Annotated in this window: 14 protein-coding genes; 11 read left to right on the top strand and 3 right to left on the bottom strand. The window is 74.1% G+C overall.

From position 1 onward, the window contains the following. Nucleotides 1-18: 18 nt before the first annotated feature. From ABZZ17_RS23240 to ABZZ17_RS23230, 3 genes are all read right to left on the bottom strand, one after another. Nucleotides 19-2058 (bottom strand): 4-alpha-glucanotransferase, encoded by a 2040-nt coding sequence (locus tag ABZZ17_RS23240; RefSeq protein ID WP_356878217.1) that lies wholly within the window; start codon nt 2056-2058, stop codon nt 19-21. Between the two features lie 12 nt (nt 2059-2070). Beyond that, a complete protein-coding gene (locus ABZZ17_RS23235; RefSeq protein WP_356878216.1) occupies nt 2071-2397 on the bottom strand; it encodes a hypothetical protein in 327 nt (108 codons plus the stop codon). A 522-nt stretch (nt 2398-2919) separates the two neighbouring features. Next, nucleotides 2920-3456 (bottom strand): HNH endonuclease, encoded by a 537-nt coding sequence (locus tag ABZZ17_RS23230; protein WP_356878215.1) that lies wholly within the window; start codon nt 3454-3456, stop codon nt 2920-2922. Nucleotides 3457-3740: 284 nt separating this feature from the next. On the opposite strand from ABZZ17_RS23230, the gene ABZZ17_RS23225 reads away from it, so the two are divergent. The 11 genes from ABZZ17_RS23225 to ABZZ17_RS23175 all read left to right on the top strand — a co-directional run bounded on the left by ABZZ17_RS23225 (nt 3741) and on the right by ABZZ17_RS23175 (nt 18576). Continuing rightward, nucleotides 3741-4811, top strand: a complete 1071-nt coding sequence (locus ABZZ17_RS23225; RefSeq protein ID WP_356878214.1) for a mechanosensitive ion channel family protein — start codon at nt 3741-3743, stop codon at nt 4809-4811. 135 nt (nt 4812-4946) lie between these two features. Continuing rightward, nucleotides 4947-6209, top strand: a complete 1263-nt coding sequence (locus ABZZ17_RS23220; protein ID WP_356878213.1) for an ROK family transcriptional regulator — start codon at nt 4947-4949, stop codon at nt 6207-6209. Between the two features lie 101 nt (nt 6210-6310). Then, nucleotides 6311-7645, top strand: coding sequence for an ABC transporter substrate-binding protein (locus ABZZ17_RS23215; RefSeq protein WP_356878212.1), 1335 nt, complete (start codon nt 6311-6313; stop codon nt 7643-7645). Between the two features lie 4 nt (nt 7646-7649). Further along, the gene (locus ABZZ17_RS23210) at nt 7650-8627 is read left to right on the top strand and encodes a sugar ABC transporter permease (protein WP_356878211.1); all 978 of its coding nucleotides are present in this window, start codon (nt 7650-7652) and stop codon (nt 8625-8627) included. Further along, a complete protein-coding gene (locus ABZZ17_RS23205) occupies nt 8624-9463 on the top strand; it encodes a carbohydrate ABC transporter permease (RefSeq protein WP_356878210.1) in 840 nt (279 codons plus the stop codon). The genes ABZZ17_RS23210 and ABZZ17_RS23205 overlap by 4 nt, the downstream gene beginning before the upstream one ends. 5 nt (nt 9464-9468) lie before the next feature. Then, nucleotides 9469-10743, top strand: a complete 1275-nt coding sequence (locus ABZZ17_RS23200) for a 6-phospho-beta-glucosidase (protein ID WP_356878209.1) — start codon at nt 9469-9471, stop codon at nt 10741-10743. Continuing rightward, the gene (locus ABZZ17_RS23195; RefSeq protein WP_356878208.1) at nt 10734-11741 is read left to right on the top strand and encodes a BadF/BadG/BcrA/BcrD ATPase family protein; all 1008 of its coding nucleotides are present in this window, start codon (nt 10734-10736) and stop codon (nt 11739-11741) included. The genes ABZZ17_RS23200 and ABZZ17_RS23195 overlap by 10 nt, the downstream gene beginning before the upstream one ends. A gap of 337 nt (nt 11742-12078) precedes the next feature. Further along, complete coding sequence (locus ABZZ17_RS23190; protein ID WP_356878244.1) at nt 12079-13371, top strand: hypothetical protein; 1293 nt, start codon at nt 12079-12081, stop codon at nt 13369-13371. Nucleotides 13372-13487: 116 nt separating this feature from the next. Continuing rightward, nucleotides 13488-14423, top strand: coding sequence for a glutamate ABC transporter substrate-binding protein (locus tag ABZZ17_RS23185; protein ID WP_356878243.1), 936 nt, complete (start codon nt 13488-13490; stop codon nt 14421-14423). 56 nt (nt 14424-14479) lie between these two features. Continuing rightward, nucleotides 14480-15796 (top strand): hypothetical protein, encoded by a 1317-nt coding sequence (locus ABZZ17_RS23180; RefSeq protein ID WP_356878207.1) that lies wholly within the window; start codon nt 14480-14482, stop codon nt 15794-15796. Next, entirely contained in the window at nt 15793-18576 is a 2784-nt protein-coding gene (locus tag ABZZ17_RS23175; RefSeq protein ID WP_356878206.1) for a tetratricopeptide repeat protein, read from the top strand. The genes ABZZ17_RS23180 and ABZZ17_RS23175 overlap by 4 nt, the downstream gene beginning before the upstream one ends. Nucleotide 18577: the final 1 nt, after the last annotated feature.

The following is an 18577-nucleotide window of genomic DNA, read 5'->3' as shown; positions in this document are numbered from 1 at the left end:
TGCAAACGTAGCGAACACCTAAAGCGGCCGCGCGCCCGGGGGTGCCGTACGGGTCTGCGCCCCCTCCCGCACCGCGCTCAGCAGGGCGTTCGCCCGGGGCGAGGCCGCCAGTTCCTCCAGGGTCAGCGGCCGGCCCGAGGCGTCGGCGACCGGCAGCCGCCAGTTGGGGTACTGGTCCCAGGTGCCCGGCAGGTTCTGCGGCCGCCGGTCCCCCACCGCGTCGGGGAGCCACACGCCGACCAGCCGGGCGGGGGTGCGCAGCAGGAAGGCGTACAGGGACCGCACGGCCGCTTCCTCGTGGCCGGTGTCCAGTCCGAGCCGCTCCAGCACCTCCAGCCAGCGCGCGGTGTCGGCGGCGTCCTCGCCCTTCTCCACCTCCAGCGGGCGGGTCAGCAGGCCGAGCCGGTCCCGCAGTTCGACGTGTTCCCCGGCCAGTTTGGCCGCGGTGGGCGGCAGATCGTGGGTCGTGGCGGTGGCCAGGCAGTCCGCCCGCCACTGTTCGGGCTCCAGCGGCTCCCCGTCGCCCGCCCAGTCCCGCTCGAACCACAGCACGGAGGTGCCGAGGATCCCGCGCCGGGCCAGCGCCCGGCGGACCCGCGGCTCCACCGTCCCGAGGTCCTCGCCGACCACCACGGCCCCGGCCCGGTGCGCCTCCAGGACCAGGACGGCCAGCATCGCCTCGCCGTCGTAGGAGACGTACGTGCCCTCGGCGGGCGCGGCCCCCTCCGGGATCCACCAGAGCCGGAACAGGCCCATGACGTGGTCGATGCGGACGGCTCCCGCGTACCGGAACACCGCCCGCAGCAGGGCCCGGAAGGGGGCGTACGCGGTCCCCTCCAGGACGTCGGGCCGCCAGGGGGGCAGCCCCCAGTCCTGGCCGCGCGCGTTGAAGGCGTCCGGCGGGGCGCCGACGCTGATGTGCCGGGCGTGGTACGGGCCGAGGAGGGAGTCCGAGCCGTCGGGGTGCACGCCGACGGCCAGGTCGTGCACGATGCCGACCGTCATCCCGGCCTCACGGGCGGCCCGCTGGGCGGCGGTGAGCTGGGTGTCCGTCAGCCAGACCAGCCAGCGGTGGAAGTCGGCCCGCTCCTCGGGGTCCTCCCCGGCCCTGGACGCGCACCAGGCGGCGTGCGCGTCCAGCTGACCGTCCTGCTCCGCGCGGAACTCGGCGTACCCCGCCTCCCGGGCGGGGCTGCGCGGGACGGTGTACAGCAGTTCCAGGGCGGCGCGCTTGAGGGCCCACACGGCGTCACGGTCGATGAGGGCCCCCTTCTCCAGTACCTCGCGGCGCAGCTCCGCGCCCCGGGCGGCCAGTTCGGCGAGGGCGTCGCGGTCCGGGCAGTCGGCGTACTCGGGGACGTCCTCGATCCGCAGGTGCACCGGGTCGGGGAAGCGGCGCGAGGAGGGCCGGTACGGGGACGGGTCGGTCGGGGTGCCGGGGACGGCCGCGTGCAGCGGGTTGACCTGGATGAAGCCGGCGCCGTGGGTACGGGCGGCCCAGCGGGCGAGCTCCGCGAGGTCGCCGAGGTCGCCCATGCCCCAGGAGCGCTCGGAGAGCAGGGAGTACAGCTGGACGAGCAGCCCGTGGGCCCGTACGGGCGCGGCCGGGGCGCGCTCCGGGGCGACGATCAGGGTGGCGGCGGCCGTGCGCCCGTCGGGCAGCCCGGCGGTGAGCCGGTGCACGCCCAGGGGCAGTTCCGCGGGCTGCCCGGAGGAGAGTCCGTGGGGCGGCCGCCCGTCGCCGGCTTCCCACACGAGGGGCTCGGGCCCCTCCTCCGGGTCCACCCGGATCCGGGTGCCGGAGGGCAGTGCGGTCAGCGGCGCCGGGGCGGGCTCCCCCTGCCAGAGCACGACCGTGGGGGGCAGTGCCCGTCCGGCCCGCTCCAGCCCGTCCTCCTCGGCCATCGCCCGGACGGCCTCGGGGGTGTCGACGGGCACGCCGAGCAGGCCGAGGACGGCCCTGACGGTGGTCTCGGGCACCGGGACGGTGACGTCCTCGGCCGGCTGGAAGGTGGTGGCGACGCCGTGCAGGGCCGCGAGCCGGTCGAGGTCGTCCATCGGTGTCCCTGTCTAGTAGCCCGCCCAGATCGGGGCGGGGAGGTTCGGCTCGCAGGTCAGCGGGGGCTCTTCCATGAGCGGGGTTTCGCTGGTCAGCGGCGCGTACGCGGATCCGGCCAGCGGGGGCTCACTGATGAGGGGCGTGTCCTCCGGCCCGCTGTGGACGGGCAGGTGGGCGAGCGGGGCCTTGGGTTTGGGGGTGTTCCGCGGGGTGGGTTTGGGAACGGCCGGCGCTGCGGGCGCGGCCGCGGAGGGGGCGGGCGTGACGGCTGGGCGGTGGGAGTGGGCGGGGCGCGGAGGGCGGGCGGGGAGAACGGTGGTCGCGGTACGGGCGTTCACAGGAGCACTCCTTTGCGCGGGATCGTCGGACCCGCCCATGCAACACCCCGGCGAACAACGCAGCCATACCCAGTCGGCGGCCCCGCATTCCTGGCGGATCCAGGTCAGATCACCCCATGATCGTGGACGCCCGCGCCGCGCGGGCGGCGGGTGCGGGCCCGTCCGTACCCGCCGGGGGGACCCGGGGCTCGGGGGCTCTGCGCAGCTCAGGGGCGGGAAGCGGAGGGCGGCCGCGGCCGCCCGGGGCAGCGGGACGCGACCGGGCGGCGCGGCGCCGTACGGTCGGCCGGGCGCCCCCGCCGCGGCGGGGGCCACTACCCCGAACGGCCCTGCCGCGGGGCGCGCCGCCGCCGGGCTGGACCTGCCCTCCGGGGCTTCGCGAGAGCTCGTCGAGGAGTGCGCGGGAGCCGCGGGACCCGTCGTCGCCCCCGGGGTGCGCGGGGGCGACCGGGTCCGCGGAACGGTCGTCGGTCGGAGGCGGGAACGGGAGCGGGGGTGGCCGGCGGAGGCGGGCGGCCGCCCCTATGACGCCGCGGCTCCGATGCGTTCCAGCGCGTCGTCCGCCCCGTAGGGCTGGAGGTAGGGCATCCACCGGGGGTCCCGGTGGCCCGTACCGATGATCCGCCAGGCCAGGCCGGACGGCGGGGCCGGCTGGTGGCGCAGCCGCCAGCCGAGCTCCAGCAGGTGCCGGTCGGCCTTGACGTGGTTGCAGCGGCGGCAGGCGGCGACGACGTTGTCCCACGCGTGCTGGCCGCCCCGGCTGCGCGGGATGACGTGGTCGACGCTGGTGGCGACGGCCCCGCAGTACATGCAGCGGCCGCCGTCGCGGGCGAAGAGCGCGCGGCGGGTGAGCGGAACGGGCCCCCGGTAGGGGACCCGCACGAAACGCTTGAGCCGGACCACGCTGGGCGCGGGGACGGCTCTCGTCGCGCTGTGCAGAAAGGCGCCCGATTCCTCCAGGGAGATCGCTTTGTTCTCCAGGACGAGGACGAGGGCGCGGCGGAGCGGTACGACGCCGAGCGGCTCGTACGACGCGTTGAGGACCAGGACGTGCGGCACGGACTGCCTCCTTGTACGCCGGCGGCGCGTGGCTCGCGCCGGGACGATCTGCTCTCCAGTCTCCCCTTACGGCTGGTCGAAGCGCCACCACGCGCCCGTAACGGGTCCGAGGTGTTTTCAACCACACTGCCTTCATCCCCGGGTGAGTCTGGTCTCTCCCTCGAACACGGCAACAAGGTCGGTCCTGTGCCCCGTTAGTGTGGATGGTCTGCCCGTACACCCCGCCCCCGGATTCCGTCGGGGGACCCCCGGCGGGCAAACCGCTATGCCTGGAGGTTCCTTCCGTGCCCTCGCCCGCCACTCTGCTCCCGTTGGCAGCGACCACCACCGACGACGCCGCCGAGAGCGTGACCAACGCCGCGAGCTTCATCGAGGAGAACTGGGCCACCTGGCTGAGCATCGGCCTGCGCATCCTGCTGATCATCGTGATAGCGGCGGCCCTGCGGTCGGTGGTCCGCAAGGCGCTGACCAAGCTGATAAGCCGGATGAACTCCAGCGCCGAGGCCGTCGAGGGTACGGCGCTCGGCGGGCTCCTGGTCAACGCGGAGCGGCGCCGCCAGCGCTCGGAGGCGATCGGCTCGGTCCTGCGGTCGGTGGCCTCGTTCCTGATCCTGGGCACGGCCGCGCTGATGGTGCTGGCCGCGCTGAAGATCGATCTGGCGCCGCTGCTGGCGAGCGCCGGTGTGGCCGGTGTGGCGATCGGTTTCGGTGCCCGGAACCTGGTGACGGACTTCCTGTCCGGCGTGTTCATGATCATGGAGGACCAGTACGGCGTGGGCGACAAGATCGACGCCGGGGTGGCCTCCGGTGAGGTGATCGAGGTCGGACTGCGCGTGACCAAGCTGCGCGGCGACAACGGTGAGATCTGGTACGTCCGCAACGGCGAGATCAAGCGGATCGGCAACCTCAGCCAGGGCTGGGCGACCGCGGCCGTGGACGTGCAGGTCAAGCCCTCGGAGAACCTCGCGCACATCCGCGAGGTGGTCCAGGAGGTCGCCGACTCGCTGGCGAAGGAGTCCCCGTGGGACGAGCGCCTGTGGGGTCCGGTGGAGGTGCTGGGCCTGGACGAGGTGCTGCTGGCCTCCATGACCGTGGCGGTCTCCGCGAAGACCATGCCGGGCCAGCAGTTCTCCGTACAGCGCGAACTGCGCTGGCGGATCAAGGAGGCCTTCGACGCGGCCGGGATCAAGATCATCGGCGGTCTGCCGATGGCCGACGAGGCCGAGGAGGCCGCCGACCCGTCGGCCGCCGTCGCCGCGCCGTCGGCCCTGGCCAACCCCGCCTCCCCGCAGTCCCTGGCGACCGCCCCGATCCCGCCGCCGGCGGCCCCCGGGTCCCCGCGGATCACCAAGTAGCCGCCCGCCCCGCACCCACCCGCACTCCCGCTGCCCCGCCGGTCACCTTTCCGGCGGGGCAGCGGCATTGACACGGCTCCGAACCCAATAGGAAACTTACCTAACAGTTCACCTCGGTGAGGGAGAGAGCGCACCATGCCCGCCGCCACGCCCGGAACGCCCAGCCTGCTGCGCGCCATGAACGACCGCGCCGCCCTGGAGCTGCTGCTCGCGCACGGTCCGCTGTCCCGGACCCGGATCGGGCAGCTGACCGGCCTGTCCAAGCCCACCGCCTCGCAGCTCCTCGCCCGGCTGGAGAGCGCGGGACTGGTCGTGGCCACCGGCACCGACGGCGGCCGCCCCGGCCCCAGCGCACAGCTCTACGCCCTCAACGCCCGGGCCGCCCACGTCGCCGGACTCGACGTCACCCCGGAACGGGTCCTCGCCGCCGTGGCCGACCTGACGGGCACGGTGACCGGCAGCCACGAACTCCCGTACGCCGAGGGGACCGGCGCCGTCGAGCAGGTCACCCGGGCCCTCGACGGGGCCGTCCGCGCCGCCGGGATCGGGCTCGGCGACCTGCACCGGCTGGTCATCGCCACCCCGGGCGCCTTCGATCCGCAGACCGGCCAGCTGCGGTACGCCAGCCACCTCCCCGGCTGGCACTCCCCCACCCTCCTCGACGAGCTCGCGGCGGCCCTGCCCGTACCCGTCGAGTACGAGAACGACGTCAACCTCGCCGCCCTCGCCGAACAGCGGCTCGGCGCGGCCCGCGGACACGAGGACTTCGTCCTGCTGTGGAACGAGGAGGGCCTCGGCGCCGCCCTGGTCCTCGGCGGCAGGCTGCATCGCGGCTGGACCGGCGGCGCGGGCGAGGTCGGCTTCCTGCCCGTGCCCGGACACCCGCTGGTGCGGCAGGTCACCCGGGCCAACACCGGCGGCTACCAGGAGCTCGCCGGCGTACAGGTCCTGCCCCGGCTCGCCGCCGAGCTCGGCATCGACGCCGCGCCGCGGCCCGAGCCGGACGCCCCGCACGGGCCGCAGGTCGCCGTCGCCGTGGCCCTGCTGGAGCGGGCCGCCGCCGCGCCCGACGGCGCCCACCTGAGCTTCCTCCAGTCGTACGCCACCGTCCTCGCGACCGGTCTGGCCTCGCTCGTCGCCGTACTGGACCCGGAGATCGTGGTCCTGTCCGGGGCCGTGATCACCGCGGGCGGCGACCCGCTGCGCACGCTGCTGGAAGCCGAGCTGGCCGAGCTGGCGCCCTCCCGGCCCCGGCTCGTGACCGGCGAGGTCCGCGAGCGGCCCGTCCTGCGGGGCGCCCTCGAAAGCGCCCTGACCGCCGCCCGCGAGGAAGTGTTCGACACCTCCCGCCAGGACACCGCCCGCCCGGACCTGCTCCGCCAGGGCACCTCCCGCTAGCCGTCCCGGCCCGCCCGGGCAGCCCCTCCTTCCCCCCGCGTCCCACGCCGCCCCCCGGCACCCCTCATCGGAAGTTCCTCCCGCAGAGAGCGAGCCCCGTCATGCCCAGAACCGGACGTCTCACCACCGCCGCGGCCACCCTGGCCGCGATATCCGCCCTCGCCACCGCGTGCGCGGGCCAGGGCGGCGGCGCCACCGCCGACGATCCGAAGGCGGACGTCACCCTCACGTTCTGGCACGGCTGGTCCGCGCCCACCGAGGTGAAGGCGATCGAGGAGCACATCGCCCGGTTCGAGAAGGCCCACCCGAACATCAAGGTCAAGGTCACCGGCAACATGACCGACGACAAGGTCAACCAGGCGCTGCGGGCCGGCGGTGACAAGGCCCCCGACGTTGTCTCCTCCTTCACCACCGACAGCGTCGGCAAGTTCTGCCACTCCGGCGCCTTCGCCGACCTGAACCCCTTCCTCGCCAAGTCCGGGATCGACAAGACGAAGGTGTTCCCCAAGACCCTGCTGGAATACACGCAGTTCAGGGGCAACCAGTGCACGCTGCCCCTGCTGAACGACGCCTACGGCCTCGTCTACAACAAGACCGCCTTCGCCGCCGCCGGCATCACCGAAGCGCCGCGCACCTGGAGCCAGTTCACCGAGGCCGCGCAGAAACTCACCAAGACCAGCGGTGACTCGTACGAACGGGTCGGCGTGATGCCCACCTTCCACGGCTACGAGACCGCCCCCATGCGGCTGGCCGCCCAGTGGAGCCCCGCCTACTTCGGCGCCGACGGCAAGTCGAACCTGGCCGCCGACCCGGCCTTCGCGAAGATGCTGACCGCGCAGAAAGACCTGGTGGCCAAGCTCGGCGGCTACGGGAAGCTGGAGAGGTTCCGCAGCACCTTCGGGGACGAGTGGAGCGCCGAACACCCCTTCCACCAGGGCAAGGTCGCCATGCAGGTCGACGGTGAATGGCGGGCCGCCATGGCGAAGGACGCCGGGGTGCCCTTCGAGATCGGCACCGCCCCGCTGCCCGTGCCCGACGACCAGATCTCCGACTACGGCAAGGGCTACCTCTCCGGCACCATCATGGGCATCTCCTCGGCGAGCCGGAAGCAGAACGCCGCCTGGGAGCTGGTGCGGTACATGACCACCGACACCGCCGCGGTGGTCGCCTTCGCCAACGCCATCCACAACGTGCCGTCCACCCTCGAAGCCCTGGACTCCCCGGACCTCCGCGTGACCCCCGAGTTCAAGACCTTCATCGACATCGCCCGGCACCCGAAGTCGAACACCACCCCGGCCCAGGCCGACGGCGGCACCTACCAGCTGACCTTCCAGGACTTCGCGTACGCGGTGGAGAAGGGCGACGTCGCCGACATCCCGGCCGGGCTCGCCGAGACCGACCGGCAGATCGACACGGACATCGCGAAGGCCCAGTAGCCCGATGACCCGCACCCACGCCCCCGCGGGCCCGCACGCCCCCGTCCCGGAGGCGCTGAAGGCCAGGCGCCGCCGGTCCTCGCTGCGGACCCTGGCCTTCATGGCGCCCTGGCTGATCGGCTTCTCGGTCTTCTTCGCCTATCCGCTGCTGTCCACCGTCTACTTCTCCTTCACCCACTACGACGGCTTCCGGCCGCCCGTCTTCAACGGGCCGGCCAACTGGAGCTACGTCTTCACCGACTATCCGCTGTTCTGGCCGGCCATGCGCAACACGCTCTGGCTGGTGGTGGTCATGGTGAGCTGCCGGGTCGTCTTCGGCCTCGGCGCCGGCCTGCTCATCACGAAGATCAAGACCGGGGGCGGGATCTTCCGGACCCTGTTCTACCTGCCCTACCTGGCCCCGCCCGTGGCCGCGACCCTGGCCTTCGTCTTCCTCCTCAACCCGGGCACCGGCCCCTTCAACACCCTGCTCGACGCGGTCGGCCTGCCCGCCCCCGGCTGGTTCACCGACGCCGACTGGTCCAAGCCGGCGCTGACCGCCCTCGCCGTGTGGGGCGTCGGGGACCTGATGGTCATCTTCATGGCCGCGCTGCTCGACGTACCGAAGGAGCAGTACGAGGCCGCCGAGCTGGACGGGGCCGGCGCGTGGGCCCGCTTCCGGCACATCACCCTGCCGAACATCTCGCCGATCATCCTGTTCGCCGTGGTCACCGGGGTCATCCAGGCCATGCAGTACTACACGCAGCCGCTGGTCGCCGGGAAGGTGGCCGCCGGGGTCATCGGCGGCTCGGGACAGCAGGTCGAGCCGGGCTACCCCGACAAGTCCACGCTGACCCTCCCCCAGGTGGTCTACAACCTCGGCTTCCAGCGCTTCGACTACGGCAGCGCCTGCGTCGTCGCGCTGGTCCTGTTCGCCCTCTCCATGGCCTGCACCGCGCTCCTGATGCGCCGCCGCGGCGGCCTGACCGGAGCCGGCGGATGAGCGCCCGCGACCGCAGGGCCGTCCTGCACTGGATCGCCGTGCACTCCCTCGGCGTGGCCGCCGCCCTGTTCTTCGTCCTGCCCTTCGTCTTCCTCTTCCTCACCTCCCTGATGAGCGACCAGCAGGCACTGACCCGCGACCTGTGGCCGCGCACCTGGGAGTGGGACAACTACGCCACCGTCTGGAACACCCCCGGCTTCCTGACCTGGTGGCGCAACACCCTGCTGTACGCCGGCCTCGGCACCCTGCTGACCGTGGTGTCCTCGGTGCCCGTCGCCTACGCCCTGGCCAAGTTCCGCTTCCGCGGACGGCGGCTGTCCCTGCTGCTGGTGATCGCCATGATGATGCTGCCGCCCCAGGTGGTCGTCATCCCCATGTACCTGTTCTGGGCCCAGCAGCTGGACCTGTCCGGCACCCTGTGGCCGCTGATCGTCCCGATGGCCTTCGGCGACGCCTTCTCCATCTTCCTGCTGCGCCAGTTCCTGCTGACCATCCCCGACGAGTACCTCGACGCGGCCCGCGTCGACGGCTGCGGCGAACTGCGCACGCTGCTGCGCGTCGTCCTGCCGATGGCGAAGCCGGGCATCGCGGCCGTCGCCCTGTTCCAGTTCTTCTCCGCCTGGAACGACTACTTCGGACCGCAGATCTACGCCTCCGACAACCCGGCCGCCTGGACCCTCAGTTACGGCCTGGAGTCCTTCAAGGGCGCGCACCACACCAACTGGAACCTCACCATGGCGGCGACCGTGCTCGTCATGGCCCCGGTGATCGTCCTCTTCTTCTTCGCCCAGAAGGCGTTCGTCGAAGGCGTCACCCTGACCGGAGTGAAAGGCTGACGACCATGAAACTCGCAGTGGTGGGCGGCGGTTCCACCTACACCCCCGAACTGGTCGACGGGTTCGCACGGCTGCGCGACAGCCTCCCGGTCGACGAACTGGTGCTGATCGACCCCGCCGCCGAGCGGCTGGAGCTGATCGGCGGTCTCGCCCGGCGCATCTTCGCCCGGCAGGGGCATCCGGGACGGGTGACCACCACCGCCGACCTGGACGCGGGCGTGGCCGGCGCCGACGCGGTGCTGGTCCAGTTGCGCGTCGGCGGGCAGGCCGCCCGGCTCCGGGACGAGACCTGGCCGCTGGAGTGCGGCTGCGTCGGGCAGGAGACCACCGGCGCGGGCGGCCTGGCCAAGGCCCTGCGGACCGTCCCGGTGGTGCTGGACATCGCCGAGCGGGTCCGGCGGGCCAGCCCGGACGCCTGGATCATCGACTTCACCAACCCCGTCGGGATCGTCACCCGGGCCCTGCTCCAGGCCGGGCACAAGGCGGTCGGCCTGTGCAACGTCGCCATCGGCTTCCAGCGCAAGTTCGCGAAGCTGCTGGACCTCGCCCCCGCCGAGGTCCACCTCGACCATGTCGGCCTCAACCACCTGACGTGGGAGACCGGGGTCCGCCGCGGCGGACCCGGGGGCGAGGACCTGCTGCCGGACCTGCTCGCCGCGCACGGGGACGCCATCGCCGCCGACCTCCACCTGCCGCGGGCCGTACTGGACCGGCTCGGGGTCGTGCCCTCGTACTACCTGCGCTACTTCTACGCCCACGACGAGGTGGTGCGGGAGCTGGGCGAGAAGCCCTCGCGAGCCGCCGAGGTCGCCGCGATGGAGAAGGAACTCCTCGCCCTGTACGGGGATCCCGCGCTCGACGAGAAGCCCGCCCTGCTCGCCAAGCGCGGCGGGGCCTTCTACTCCGAGGCGGCCGTGGACCTGGCCGCGGCGCTGCTCGGGGACGGGGGGCCGCCGGTGCAGGTCGTCAACACCCGCAACGGCGGGACCCTGCCCTTCCTGCCGGACGACGCCGTCATCGAGGTGCAGGCCCGCGTGCGCGGCGCCGGCGGCTCCGGCCCGGTGCCGCTGGCCGTGCCCCGGCTGGACCCCCTGTACGCCGGTCTGATCGCGCACGTGACGGCGTACGAGGACCTCGCGCTGGACGCCGCCCTGCGCGGCGGGCGCGAACGGGTCTTCAAGGCGCTCCTCGCACACCCGCTGGTCGGGCAGTTCGACCTCGCCGAAGGACTGACCGACCGGCTGCTCGCCCACAACAAGGAGCACCTGCCATGGGCGTGACGCCCTCCGGCGCGGCCGTGCTCGCCGTCGACGCGGGCAACAGCAAGACCGACGTCGCGCTGATCGGCGCCGACGGCGACGTCCTCGGCACCGGGCGCTCGGGGGGCTTCCAGCCGCCCCGGGTCGGGGTGGAGGCGGCCGTGGACGTCCTCGGACAGGCCGTCGCGGAGGCCGCGGAGGCCGCCGGACTGCCCCGGCTGCGGCCGGGCGCCCCGTACGCGGCCCAGGTCTCGGCGTGCCTGGCCAACGCGGACCTCCCCGTGGAGGAACGGCAGCTCGCCGACGCGGTCAGCGCCCGCGGCTGGGGCGCGGCGACCGAGGTCCGCAACGACACCTTCGCGATCCTGCGGGCCGGACTGCCCGCGGGGGACGCGCCGCGCGGGGTGGCGGTGGTGTGCGGGGCGGGCATCAACTGCGTCGGCATGCTGCCCGACGGGCGCACCGCACGGTTCCCGGCCGTCGGGATGATCTCCGGTGACTGGGGCGGCGGGGGCGGGCTCGCGGAGGAGGCCCTGTGGTGGGCGGCCCGCGCCGAGGACGGGCGGGGCGGGCCGACGGAACTGGCGGCCGCGCTGCCGGGGCACTTCGGGCTCGGTTCCATGTACGAGCTGATCGAGGCGCTGCACCTGGGTTCCCTCGCCCGGCGGCGCGTCCACGAGCTGGTGCCGGTGCTGTTCGCGGTGGCCGCCGCGGGCGATCCGGTGGCTTCCTCGCTGGTGGAACGGCAGGCCGACGAGGTGGTGGCGATGGCCGCGGTGGCGCTGGAGCGGCTCGGCCTGCTGGAGGAGGAGGTACCGGTCCTGCTGGGCGGCAGCGTGCTCGCGGCCGGGCATCCGCAGCTCAACGGCAGGATCGGGGACCTGCTGGCGCGGCGGGCCCCGCGGGCGCGGGTCGCGGTGGTCTCGGCGCCGCCGGTGCTGGGCGCCGGGCTGCTGGGGCTGGACGCGCTGGGGGCTCCTGCCGGGGCCCACGCGAAACTCCGTGCCCATTTCGGGTGAACCGGCCCCGGGGGGTGGCGGTTCTGGAACCGTGGGGGCCTCCGGGGCGTATTGACGGTGAAGGGGTCACGGGGTGCGCACGGGGGGCGCACCCAGAGGCACGGGGAGGCGTTCCGGGCCGGCTTCGACCACGGATCGCCCAAGATCGAGCACCGGGTGCTGTGGTCGGCCGCCGCTGGGGCCATACTGCTCCGGAACAGCAGGGACCGAGGGGGAGGTCACGGTGGCCATCACGACACGCGCGCCCGCGCCCGGGGGCGGCACCTCCGGGGTGCCCACCGGGCCCGCCGCGGGCCCGCCCGCGCCGCCGGGGCGGGGTACCGCCTGGGCGGAGGGCGTGGAGCGGCTGCGCGCGGCCGCGACCACCGAGCCGGGCCGGCTGCGGATCATCGGGGCCGTACTGGCCGCGCTGATCGTGCTGTTCGGGGCGGTCGCCGTGTGGGAGGTCTCGGGCCGGGTCACCGCCGCCGACGACGTGGTGGGCCGCAGCCAGCCGCTGAGCGCGGACGCGGCGAGCATCTACCGCTCCCTCGCGGATGCCGACACGGCCTCCTCCAGTGGCTTCCTCGCGGGCTCGCAGGAGCCCCGGGAGGTCCGCCGGCGGTACGAGAAGGACATCGCCAACGCGTCCCGGCTCCTGGTCAGCGCGGCGGCCAACACCGGTGCCGGCGGGGACTCCCGCAAGGAGATAGCGCTCCTCGGCGAGCAGCTGCCCCGCTACACCGGCCTGATCGAGCAGGCCCGCGCCAACAACCGGCAGGGCCTGCCCCTGGGCGGCGCGTACCTGCGCCACGCCAACGAGCAGATGAGCACGGTGCTGCTGCCGGCCGCGCAGCGGCTGTACGAGGCGGAGACGGGCCGGCTCTACACGGACTACGACGAGGCCCGGTCCTGGCCGCTGGCCTCGACGGGGGCCGGGGTGCTGGCGATCGGCGCCCTGGTGTGGGCCCAGCGGCGCAACTACCTTCGCACCCACCGGGTCTTCAACCACGGTCTGCTGGCCGCGACCGCCGCCTCGGTGGTGGTGCTGCTGTGGCTGACGGTGGGGCAGACCGTCGCACGGTCGGGGCTCAGCGAGGCCCGGGCGGACGGGCAGGAGTCGCTGAAGGTGCTCAACGACGCACGGATCGCCTCGCTCCAGGCGCGGGCCAGCGAGAACCTGACGCTGATCGCGCGGGGCGCCGTACTGGCCGAGGACAAGAAGTCCGACAAGTACGACGTCGACTACGCGAAGAACATGCGGCAACTGGACGAGGGGCTGGCGAAGGCACTGCGGCTGGCGGACGACGGCAGCGGGCGGGATCCGCTCACGAAGGCCGCGGCGGGCGTGACGCAGTGGAAGCAGCGGCACGCGGCGGCCCGGGAGTCGGACATGAAGGGCGACTACGAGCTCGCCCTGCCGCAGGTCATCGGGGACAAGGACCACCCGGAGAGCAGCGGGGCGTCGTTCGACGTGGTGGACGCCTCCCTGGAGGAGGCCGTGGTCCACGAGCAGCAGGAGTTCACCCGGGCGGCCCGGAGCGGGCTCGGCGCCCTCGGCGGGCTGGTGACGGGCTCGGCGGGCCTGGCGGTCCTCGGCGCGGTGGCCGCCCTCCTCGGCATCGGCCGCAGGCTTTCGGAGTACAGGTGAAATCGATGCGGATACGGCGGATACGGGCGGGGCAGGACGGGGCTTCCGGTGCGGCCGGGACCTCCCAGGCGCAGCGCGCGACGGGCCGGCTGCGCGGCTGGGGCGGGGTGAGCGCGATGGCCGCCGCCTGCGCGGTGACGGCCGCGGCCGTGCTGCTGCCGCTCGCGCAGGGCGCGCCGGACGGCGGACGGGCGGGCGTGGTCGGCGAACCGGCCACCGTGGCGGCCGCCCCGGCCGCCCCCGCGGACACCTGCCCGGATCCGGAGGCGAGCCTTCGCCCGTCCGGCATGGACGGGCCGACGATCGAGCGGATCCGCAAGGCGGGCAAGCTCGTGGCCGGCGTGGACCAGAACAGCTTCAAGTGGGGCTACCGCAATCCGGACGGCCACCTCGACGGCTTCGACATCGATCTGGTCAAGGCCATCGCGAAGGACATCCTGGGCGACGAGGGCCTGGTCATCTACCGGGCCATCCCGACCAGTCAGCGCATCCCGGCCCTCCAGGAGGGCCGTGTCGACGTCGTCGTGCGGACGATGACGATCAACTGCAAGCGGCTGGAGGACGTGGCCTTCTCCACGGCCTACTTCGAGGCCGGTCAGCAGGTGCTCGTCCCCAAGGGTTCGACGATCACCGGCTACGACGATTCGCTGAAGGGCCGCACGGTCTGCACGGCCGCCGGGTCGACGGCGGAGGCGGCCCTCAAGTCCCGGTCGTACGGTTCGGTTCCGGTGTCCGTCCCGAACCAGCTGGACTGCCTGGTGCGGCTCCAGCTGGGCGAGGTGGACGGGATCATCACGGACAACGCCCTCGCCGCCGGCCAGGCCGCGCAGGACCCGTCGGTGCAGCTCGTCGGCGCCCCCTTCACCCGCGAGTTCTACGGGGTGGCCATGAACAAGGACGCCTCCGACCTGGTGCGCCGGGTGAACAAGGTGCTGGAGGACTACCGCGCGGGCGGTGACGGCAGCCCGTGGCTGACCTCCTACCGGGAGCACTTCGAGAACGTGCTGCCGAAGGCCGCCGCGCCGCCCGCGCCCAAGTACCGGGACGGCTGAGGCCGGTGACGGAATCGAGGCCGTACGTGAGCCTTCCGGGAACGGGGCCCGCAGTGATGGACAGGGACGACGTCGACCGCGCGCTGACGCGGCTCGGCGCCGAGCACGAGGCCGTCGAGACCTCGCTGCTCGCCCTCCAGGACCACGCCGGGCGCCGGCTCCTGGAAGGGGCCGCGCTGAGCGGGGTCACCAAGGAGCGGTGGGCCGCCGCGGACGCGGCGATCAGCCGGCTGTGGACGTACTTCGACGCCTACAGCGGGGCCCTGGCCGCCGCCCGCGCGATCCGTGAGCGGCGCCGCTGGCCGAGCCGGGAGGACCTGACGGAGCTGACCGAGCGGCTGCGCGGGCCCGGCGTGACCATCGCCGGCGCCGGGGTGGGGGGCGTCGCGCTGGCGGAGCGGTTCTCGCTCGCCGAGCTCGTCGCCCGGATGAACGAGCTGTACGCGTCCTCCCTCGACGTGGTGGTCGCCGCCGACGCCGTGTGGTCGGCGCTGCCCGCCCGGATCGACCTGCTCGCCGCCGAACTGCACCGGACGCGGTCGCTGGCGCACTCGGTCGGGGTGCGGCCGGGCGAACACCCGTCGGGGGACGACCTGGAGTCGATCACCGCCGAGCTGGCGGAGCTCCGGGAGCGGGTCATCGCGGACCCGCTGGCCTTCTGGGTCCCGGCGGCGGGAAGTTCCGCGCCGGGCGGGGGCCGTCCGGACACCGGCCGCTACGACCGGGCGGCACGCGCGCTGGACGACGTACGCCGCGAGGTGGAGGCGGTGCTGACCGTGCGGCAGGACGCCGAGCAGCGCCTGATCGGCCTGCGGGACGTGCTCTCGCGGGCCGACCGGACCCTCGCGGAGGCGCGCAACGCCCGCGGCGAGGTACTGGCGAAGATCGCGGCGTCCGAGGTGCCGGCCGTCAGCGGACCGCCGACCGCCCTCCAGGAGCAGCTCGCGGCGGCGGCCGAGTACCGCAGGCGTTCGCAGTGGCACCGGCTGTCCCCGCTGCTGGACGCCCTGGAGGAGCGGGCCGAGGAGGAACTCCGGCGGGCCCGCGAATCGTTGACCGCGGTGACGGCCCCGCTCGCGGTACGGGCGGAACTGCGCGGCAGGCTTGACGCCTACCGGGCGAAGGTGGCCCGGCACGGTCTGGCGGAGGACCCGTTGCTGATCGAGCGGTACGACACCGCCCGGCGGATGCTGTGGAGCGCGCCCTGCGACCTGCGGGCCGCCGAACTGGCGGTCCTGCGCTACCAGCGGGCGACGGCCGAGACGCTGGCGCCGCCGCAGCGCGACCCGTACGCACAGGACGACCACGACGCGCAGGAGCCCCTCCTGCCCGAGCAGCACCGGCCCGGCGGGCCGGGGAAGGAGGACGCATGAGCCTGAACGGAACGCCCTGCATGCGCCCCGGCTGCCCCGGGACGTACGAGGACATGGGCGGCGGCGAACTGTACTGCGACACCTGCGGGCTCGCCCCGACGGGCGCGGTCGCGGCGGGTGCCGAGGAACTGCTCTCCCCGCCGACGGGCATGACGAGCGCCGCCCGGCACGGCGACTCCCGGGGCTCGGCGGGCTCCCGCGGGTCCGGCCGGTCCTCGGCCTCGGCGCGTTCCTCGCGTTCCTCCCGGTCCTCCTCCTCGCGCCGCTCGGTGTCCGGGCGGCTGTCGCGGTCCCTGTCGGGCTCGGCGTCCACCCGTTCGGTGTCGGTGCGCAGTTCCGGTTCGGCCTCCGCGGCCTCGGGGCGGGGCCGGCTGGGCGCCGGACTGGTCAGCGTGCCGGAAGTGCCGCGTCCCGATCCGTCGGCGGCGGTGCTGGAGAACCCGGAGGTGCCGGAGCGCAAGCGGTTCTGTTCGCGCTCGGACTGCGGGGCGCCGGTGGGCCGCTCGCGCGGGGAACGGCCCGGGCGGACGGAGGGGTTCTGCACCAAGTGCGGGCACCCGTACTCCTTCGTGCCCAAGCTGCGCGCGGGTGACGTGGTGCACGGCCAGTACGAGGTGGCGGGCTGCCTCGCGCACGGCGGGCTGGGCTGGGTGTACCTGGCGGTGGACCGGGCCGTCTCGGACCGGTGGGTGGTCCTCAAGGGTCTCCTCGACACCGGGGACCAGGACGCGATGGAGGCGGCGATCTCCGAGCGGCGCTTCCTCGCGGAGATCGAGCACTCCAACATCGTGCGCATCTACAACTTCGTGGAGCACCTGGACCAGCGGACCGGTTCGCTGGACGGGTACATCGTCATGGAGTACGTGGGCGGCAAGTCCCTGAAGGAGATCGCGAACGAGCGGCGCCGGCCGGACGGCAGACGCGACCCGCTGCCCGTGGAACAGGCCTGCGCCTACGGGATCGAGGCGCTGGAGGCCCTCGGCCACCTGCACAGCCGCAACCTCCTGTACTGCGACTTCAAGGTCGACAACGCCATCCAGCAGCAGGACCAGCTGAAGCTGATCGACATGGGCGCGGTCCGCCGGATGGACGACGAGGAGTCGGCCATATACGGCACCGTCGGCTACCAGGCCCCCGAGGTGGCCGAGGTGGGCCCGTCGGTGGCCTCGGACCTCTACACGGTGGCGCGCACCCTCGCCGTGCTGACCTTCGACTTCCAGGGCTACACGAACGTGTTCGTGGACTCGCTGCCGGACCCGGAGCACATCGAGGTCTTCGGCCGGTACGAGTCCTTCTACCGACTGCTGGTGCGGGCGACCGACCCGGACCCGGACCGGCGGTTCGCGTCCGCGCAGGAGATGGCGGACCAGCTCACGGGCGTGCTGCGGGAGGTGGTCGCGCTGCAGACGGGCCGGCCGCGGCCGCAGCTGTCGACGCTGTTCGGTCCGGAGCTGCGGGTTCCGGACACTCAGCTGTACGCGGACGAGGCGGGCGCCGAGGTCTCCAGGCTGGGCGCGCGGGACGTCTCGCGGCGGCTGTGGGGGCGGGGCCCGGGCGGGCGCCGGCCGGTGCCCGCGGGTCCGGGTGCGGGCGGCCCTTCCGCCGCGGCGGGTCCGGCCGGGCCCGTTCCCGCCGCCGGTGTTCCCGAGCAGGGGCCGGATCCGGCCCGGGCGCCGTTCCCGCCGGCCGGGGGCGCCGTCCCCGCGCTCGGGACGACCGCGACCCACGTGGCGGGCGCCGCCGTACCGGGCCCCCGGCGGGAGCCGGCGGGGCAGGCTGCCCCGGCCGCGCACGCCGGCCCGGGCGCACAGGCGTCCGTACTCCCGCCCGCCGCGGCGGGGCCCGGCCGGGCCGGTCCGGCGCACCTCGACGCGTGTGACACGGCGCTCGCCCTGCCCGTGCCCCTGGTCGACCCGGCCGACCCGAACGCCGGGTTCCTCGCCGGACTCCTCGCCTCCGCCCCCGCCGACCTGCTGGGCGCCCTCGGCTCGGCCCCGGCGGACTCCGCCGAACTGCGGCTGCGCGAGCTGCGGGCCCGTCTCGAACTGGGCGAACTCGCGGTGGCGGGCGAGGCGCTGACCGATCTGGAGGCCCGGCATCCGGACGACTGGCGCGTGGTGTGGGCGCGCGGGATCGCCTCGCTGGCCACCGGGGACGACGAGATAGCGGCGCTGTCCTTCGACGCGATCTACGACGCCTTCCCGGGCGAGCCCGCGCCGAAGCTGGCCCTCGGGCTGTGCGCGGAGATCCTCGGGCAGCTCGACAACGCCGCCGAGTACTACCGGCTCGTGTGGACCACCGACCCGGGGTTCGTGAGCGCGGCCTTCGGGCTGGCCCGGGTCCAGCTGGCCGCCGGCGACCGGGACGCGGCGGTGCGCACGCTGGAGTCCGTACCGGAGGCCTCGATCCACTACACGGCCGCACGGGTGGCGGCCGTACGGGCACGCCTGCGCGACCGGTCCCCTCAGGAGCCCCTGCTGCCCGACCTGGTGGCGGCGTCCGGGCAGGTCGAGGCACTGCGGCGGTTCGGGCTGGACCCGGAGCGACAGGAGCGGCTGGCGACGGAGGTTCTGGGCTCGGCCCTGGACTGGGTACTGTCGGGTAGCCGGGGTTCCGACCCCGGCCGGACCTCGCTGCTCGGCAGTCAACTGGACGAGCGGGGGCTGCGCTTCGGCCTGGAGCGCTCGTACCGCGTCCTCGCTCGGCTGGCGCAGCGGGGCGAGGAGAGGATCGAACTGGTGGAGCGGGCAAACCGTTTCCGTCCCCGGACGTGGGTGTGAT

This window comes from Streptomyces sp. NPDC006512, assembly GCF_040611935.1.
Lineage (GTDB): Bacteria > Actinomycetota > Actinomycetes > Streptomycetales > Streptomycetaceae > Streptomyces.
Note: the sequence above shows the minus strand (reverse complement) of the source record. Positions and strands in the feature narration are given on the sequence as shown.

Coding starts and splice junctions, on each gene's coding strand:
- ABZZ17_RS23210 (WP_356878211.1), top strand. CDS start 7,650: ATGACCCGCACCCACGCCCCCGCGGGCCCGCACGCCCCCGTCCCGGAG.
- ABZZ17_RS23175 (WP_356878206.1), top strand. CDS start 15,793: ATGAGCCTGAACGGAACGCCCTGCATGCGCCCCGGCTGCCCCGGGACG.
- ABZZ17_RS23200 (WP_356878209.1), top strand. CDS start 9,469: ATGAAACTCGCAGTGGTGGGCGGCGGTTCCACCTACACCCCCGAACTG.
- ABZZ17_RS23205 (WP_356878210.1), top strand. CDS start 8,624: ATGAGCGCCCGCGACCGCAGGGCCGTCCTGCACTGGATCGCCGTGCAC.
- ABZZ17_RS23195 (WP_356878208.1), top strand. CDS start 10,734: ATGGGCGTGACGCCCTCCGGCGCGGCCGTGCTCGCCGTCGACGCGGGC.
- ABZZ17_RS23240 (WP_356878217.1), bottom strand. CDS start 2,058: ATGGACGACCTCGACCGGCTCGCGGCCCTGCACGGCGTCGCCACCACC.
- ABZZ17_RS23215 (WP_356878212.1), top strand. CDS start 6,311: ATGCCCAGAACCGGACGTCTCACCACCGCCGCGGCCACCCTGGCCGCG.
- ABZZ17_RS23220 (WP_356878213.1), top strand. CDS start 4,947: ATGCCCGCCGCCACGCCCGGAACGCCCAGCCTGCTGCGCGCCATGAAC.
- ABZZ17_RS23180 (WP_356878207.1), top strand. CDS start 14,480: ATGGACAGGGACGACGTCGACCGCGCGCTGACGCGGCTCGGCGCCGAG.
- ABZZ17_RS23185 (WP_356878243.1), top strand. CDS start 13,488: ATGGCCGCCGCCTGCGCGGTGACGGCCGCGGCCGTGCTGCTGCCGCTC.